The 5,353-nt window shown below is 56.2% G+C and carries 4 protein-coding genes; all 4 read right to left on the bottom strand.

What is annotated here, in order from left to right; translation table 11 throughout:
• Window positions 1-863, bottom strand: an 863-nt coding sequence (locus PKH29_08885) for a M28 family peptidase (protein HNX14954.1), incomplete at its 3' end; no start/stop codon positions are given.
• A gap of 37 nt (window positions 864-900) precedes the next feature.
• Window positions 901-3,639, bottom strand: a complete 2,739-nt coding sequence (gene ileS / locus PKH29_08880; GenBank protein HNX14953.1) for an isoleucine--tRNA ligase — start codon at window positions 3,637-3,639, stop codon at window positions 901-903.
• A 20-nt stretch (window positions 3,640-3,659) separates the two neighbouring features.
• Window positions 3,660-4,862, bottom strand: coding sequence for a hypothetical protein (locus PKH29_08875; protein ID HNX14952.1), 1,203 nt, complete (start codon window positions 4,860-4,862; stop codon window positions 3,660-3,662).
• 18 nt (window positions 4,863-4,880) lie between these two features.
• On the bottom strand, window positions 4,881-5,353 hold a 473-nt coding region (locus PKH29_08870; protein HNX14951.1), incomplete at its 5' end, for a YlmH/Sll1252 family protein.

Below are 5,353 nucleotides of genomic sequence, written 5' to 3'. Positions count from 1 at the left end.
TCGTTTAAAATGCGGTCGCGCCTCGTATGGATGCGCCCGAGATAATAGCCGAGAACGCGGTTTTGGCGAAACGCCGCCGCGCCGATGCCGCACCTGAAATTCATGTGGTCGGACGGGAAGAAGGTTGTCTTCGAGGGGAAATAAACGACTTTCCGCTCTCCGCCGTCCGCCGCTTTGAGCTTCTCCCGAATTTCTTCGGGTACGGCCTTTTTGAATAAAAACGCGAGTGTTTCCCCGTCGCCCACACAGTCGAAATTGACGACCGGCTTGTCCGCGAGCAGTTTCGCGTACCGTTTTTTAAACGCGAGCGACCCGAGCGACCCCCATTCCTCGCGGTCGAAAAAGACGAACGCGGCATCCCTGCGTAACTCTTCCGGCAGTTTCGCCGCGATTTCGAACAGCGTCACGACGCCGCTTGAGTTGTCGTTATAGTTGTTTCGGTTCGGAACACCCAAAATATCATACAAGGAAAACAGAATGCCGATAAAAAAGCCGATTTCCGTGAATATGGTTTGAGTCGTTTCCGTCACGGTGAAAAGCAATGAAATCCCAACAGCGATAAACGAACAACCGATTGCATGTATAAACATTGATAATAAAACAAGAATCCCGATTAACAGTTGGTAAAGAATCGATAAAGCGATACTGCGCGGCGTGATGAAATTCGGCAGAAGCATTCTCGCCGGAGTGTCATAGTGCGCCGTGAAAATCACTTTCGCCTTGCCGAGGTCGCCGACGATCACATTGCGGTTTTTGCCGAGGCACTTGTGGACTTCGAGGCGCGGGCGATAGCCCATCTCCTCAAAACCCGCCTTAAGGGCAAGCCGAAACCGGCCCTTTTGGCGGGCAGTAAAGCGGATCATATTTTCCGAGAGGATCTTCTCCGAAAACGGAGTCAAGTTATGACCTCAGGATGGATGCGCAGCGGGCGCAGAGTTCGGGGTGTCCGCCGTCTTTGCCGACGCTGTCGGAATAAGTCCAGCAGCGCACGCACTTGCAGCCGCCCGCCTTCTCGACTTTGACCGAAACCTTGTCGCCTTTTTCGAGCTTCAGGCCCGAGACGATACAGAGTTCGCGCATCAGATCGGCGTCTTTCGCGAGTTTGTCCGCGTCCGGCGTCGTGATGGTCACCGCCGCGTCGAGCGGTGCGCCGATCAGTTTCTCGCTGCGCGCGTCTTCGAGCGCTTTCTTGACTTCTTCGCGAAGGGCGAAAAGCGCGTCCCAGTCCACATCGGAGATGTCGATATTTTCGGTTTTCGGGAACGCGTTGAACACCGGCGAGAGCTTGTCGTCGGATTTGCGGTGCGGCATTGCCTTCCAGATCTCGTCCGAGGTGAATGCGATGATCGGCGCCATAATGCGCGTGATCGCGTCGAGCACCTGCCAGATCACGGTCTGGGCGGCGCGGCGTTTTTTGCCGTCGGCCTTTTCGACGTACAGGCGGTCTTTTAAAACGTCGAAATAGATGTTGCTCATATCGACCACGCAGAAGTCGTAAAGCGACCGGTAGACGATGTGGAACTGGTAATTGTCATAGGCCGCCGTGACCTTTTTGACGAGGTCGGACAAACGCGAAAGCGCCCAGCGGTCGAGCGGCTCATAGTCGTCGCAGAAATCTTTATCGGGGTCGAAATCGCTCAGGTTGCCGAGCACGAACCGCGCGGTGTTTCGAATCTTGCGGTAGGCCTCGGAGAGCTGTTTGATGATGTCGGGCGAGATGCGCACGTCGTTTTGATAATCCGCGGCGGCGACCCACAGCCGGAGCACGTCCGCGCCCCAGTCCTTGATGACCTCCTGCGGCGCGACGGCGTTGCCGAGGGATTTGTGCATCGCCCTGCCCTCGCCGTCGACGGTCCAGCCGTTGGTGATGATGGTGCGGTAGGGCGCGGCCCCTCTGGTCGCGACCGCGGTCAGCAGCGACGACTGAAACCAGCCTCTGTATTGGTCGCCGCCCTCCAGATAGATGTCGGCGGGCCACTGTTCGGGGTTGTTCTTGGCAAGCGACGCGAAATGCGTCGAGCCCGAGTCAAACCAACCGTCAAGCGTGTCTTTCTCCTTGTCGAATTCCGTTGCGCCGCAGTGCGGGCATTTGTAGCCGGCGGGCAAAATGTCTTTCGCGTCTTTTTCGAACCAGGCGTTGGAGCCGTATTTTCCGAACAGTTTCGAGACCGCGTCGGTAGTCGCCGCGTCGCAGACCGGCTTGCCGCAGGTCCTGCAGTAAAACACCGGAATCGGCAGACCCCAGTTGCGCTGGCGCGAGATGCACCAGTCGCTGCGCTCGCGGATCATCGAGACCATGCGGTCATGACCCCAGTCGGGGTAGAATTTCACGTCTTTGATCGCGTCGACAGCCTGCTCTTTAAAGGCGTCGACCGAGCAGAACCACTGGCTTGTCGCGCGGAACAGCACCGGCTCGTGGCAGCGCCAGCAGTGCGGATATTGGTGGACGATCTTTTCGCTCGCGAACAATAATCCGTTTTCGCGCAGTTCGCCGATGATCTCGGGGCTGGCCTTTTCGGTCGAAAGCCCCGCGCTCTTTCCGGCCTCGGCGGTCATAGAACCGCGGTCGTCGACCGGAACGAGAATCGGAAGTTCTTTATATTTGCGGCAGACGATGTAGTCGTCCATGCCGTGTCCGGGCGCGATGTGCACGATGCCCGTGCCGGTGTCCAGCGTGACGTAATCGCCGACGATGACCAGCGCTTCGCGATCCAAAAACGGGTGGGAAGTGCGCATATATTCGAGCTCGGAGCCTTTGATGGTGCCTGAAATCGCATAATCCGGGATCTTAGCGGCTTTCATCACGCTCTCAACCAACTCTTTGGCGATGACGTAACATTCATCGCCGCATTTGACGAGCGCGTATTCAAATTCCGGCCCGACGCAGACCGCGACGTTGGCGGGCAGCGTCCAGGCGGTGGTCGTCCAGATCATAAAGAAGGTCTTTTCGGCTGCGCCGAGCGCTTTCAGCTTGCCTTTGTCGTCGACGAGCGGGAACTTGACGTAGATGGTCTCGCAGGGGTCGTCGGCGTATTCGATCTCGGCCTCGGCGAGCGCGGTCTCATCGCTCGGGCACCAGTAGACCGGTTTTAAGCCCTTATAGATATACCCCTTTTGGTACATCTCGCCGAACACTTTGACTTCCTCGGCCTCGAATTCGGGCGCCATCGTCAGATAGGGATGTTTCCAATCGCCCCAGACGCCGATGCGCTCAAAGCCCTCTTTCTGGACCTCGACAAAGTCGGCGGCGAACTTGTGGCAGGCGCTGCGAAACTCCGCGACGCTCATCTTTTTGCGGTCGAGCTTGTTTTGCTTGATGATCGCGCTCTCGATGGGCATTCCGTGGTTGTCCCAGCCCGGGACGTAGGGAGTATAATAGCCCTGCATGGCTTTGTATTTGATGATGAAATCTTTTAACAGCTTGTTCATCGCGGTGCCGATGTGGATCGGTCCGTTGGAGAACGGAGGCCCGTCGTGCAGAATAAACTGCGGCTTGCCCCCGTTTTTTGCGAGTAATTGTTCATATATTCCGGATTCTTGCCAGGATTTCAGCATTTCCGGCTCGCGCAGCGGCAGCCCCGCGCGCATGGGAAAATCGGTCTTGGTCAGATTCAGTGTAGCATTATAATCAGTCGGCATGGATTGTTTTCATTCCTTCGTCATTCTTGATTTTTCAGTCGGTCCAGGATATCCGAGGCGTTTTCGCCGAGCCCGTCGGGCATCTCCCCGAGGAGTTTGGAAAGCCGCGTTTTCAGATCGCGCAGTTCGCCGTCCGCGGTCTTCAGTCTGCGTAAGCTGTCCCGGAATTCCAACTCGGCGGCAATGGTTTTTTGGGTGATGACCGCGTTGGCTCTGGTCATTTTGATTAAGTAATCGCGTTCGGCTTTTTCCGTAATCAAAGCGGCCTTGTCCTGCGCGGCCTTGATAATTCGTTCCGACTCAGGTTCCGCCGCCGGTCTGAAGGACGCATTTTGTGCATCCGACAGTTTTTGAATCAACTGTTCTTTCTCATCCGTGAGGTTGGCGCACAACGCTCTCAGCCGGTCGATCTCTTCGGACAACCCGGCATTTTCAGCCCATACGGCTGCAGCCGCGTCCTCGTTATTTTCATCGGTTTGGCTTTCCTCTTCGGGTTTCGCTTCCGTCAGTTTCTGAGCCAACTCCTCTTTTTCATCCGCGAGTTTTTCAACCAGCTCTTTGAGGCGGGCGTTAGTTTCGGTCAGTTCCGCGTTCTCGGCGCGAATGACCGCGATCGCTTCATCCTGATCATTTTCGGTGTGATCTTCCGCTGATTCCGAATCCGCCGGTTTTTGGTTCAATTGTTCTTTTTCGTCCTGAAGATTTGCGCACAACGCTTTCAAACGGGCGATTTCTTCTGACAACGCCGCGTTCTCGGCACGGACGGACGCCATCGCGTCTTCGTGATTTTCATGATACTCGTCCTCATCGGGTTCCGCGTCCGCCCGCTCCTGAATCAGCCGGTCGTTTTCATAAGCGAGTTTCCCGTTCAGTTCTTTCAGACGGATGTTTTCCTCGCTCAGTTCCGCGATTTCGCTGCGCATCCCGGCGATCTCCGCGTTGTCGAACCCGGAGGTCCCGGTTTCCGAACCGTATCCCCGGTCAGCCGAAAGCTTTTTGAGCAGCTCGTCGTTTTCGGACGTCAGCTTCTCGTTCATTTCGGACAGACGGGCGCAGCGCTCCGTGAGTTCGATGTTCTCGGCGCGGACCGACGTGTTGTCGCTTTGAAGCTGTTCGATTGTGCCGGCGGTGCGCTCCATAAACTGCTGAGCTTCAACTTTTGCCTTTCTCTTGACGCTGTTTTTGATGAATTCCGCATCTCTGATCTGTCTTGCATCCAACATGGCCGGCGCCCCCTTCAATTATTGATAAATCTCGATCTCGGCATGCAGCTTGTTCTTTCTGCCGCCGACGGTTGAACCGATGAATCTGAATTTTCCCTTGCCTGAAACCGAAAAAACCGTGTCTTCGCGCAAAACGGCGCTCTTGTCGGTCTGTTCGGCGCCGTTGACTCTGACCTTTCCCCCGGCGATCAAATCGACTGCCGATTCCCGCGAAATATGCAGCAAAGCCGCCAAAATCGCGTCGAGGCGGGCCGACGCCACGATCAATTCGCGCGTTTCCCGATTATGGGTGAAATTATAACACTTTTCCCCCGTAAAATCAACCCTGACGCCGCATCTGCCGACCGTTTTCAGCTCATTTTTCAGCAGATTTGCAATGGCTTCGGTGCAATACAGGACCGCGCCGTTTTCGTCGGTCAGAATGTCGCCGATGCGCTCCCGCGCGATCCCGAGCGCCGTGACCGCCCCGAGGTAATCCCGGTGGCAAAGCG

Source organism: Oscillospiraceae bacterium, from assembly GCA_035353335.1.
In the GTDB taxonomy this organism is placed as follows: domain Bacteria; phylum Bacillota; class Clostridia; order Oscillospirales; family JAKOTC01; genus DAOPZJ01.
The sequence above is the reverse complement of the archived record's forward strand: the minus strand, read 5'-3'. Positions and strand labels throughout refer to the sequence as shown.

What these genes read in the sequence shown, in the direction of transcription:
- ileS (HNX14953.1), bottom strand. Translation starts at nt 3,639, where the DNA reads ATGCCGACTGATTATAATGCTACACTGAATCTGACCAAGACCGATTTT.
- PKH29_08875 (HNX14952.1), bottom strand. Translation starts at nt 4,862, where the DNA reads ATGTTGGATGCAAGACAGATCAGAGATGCGGAATTCATCAAAAACAGC.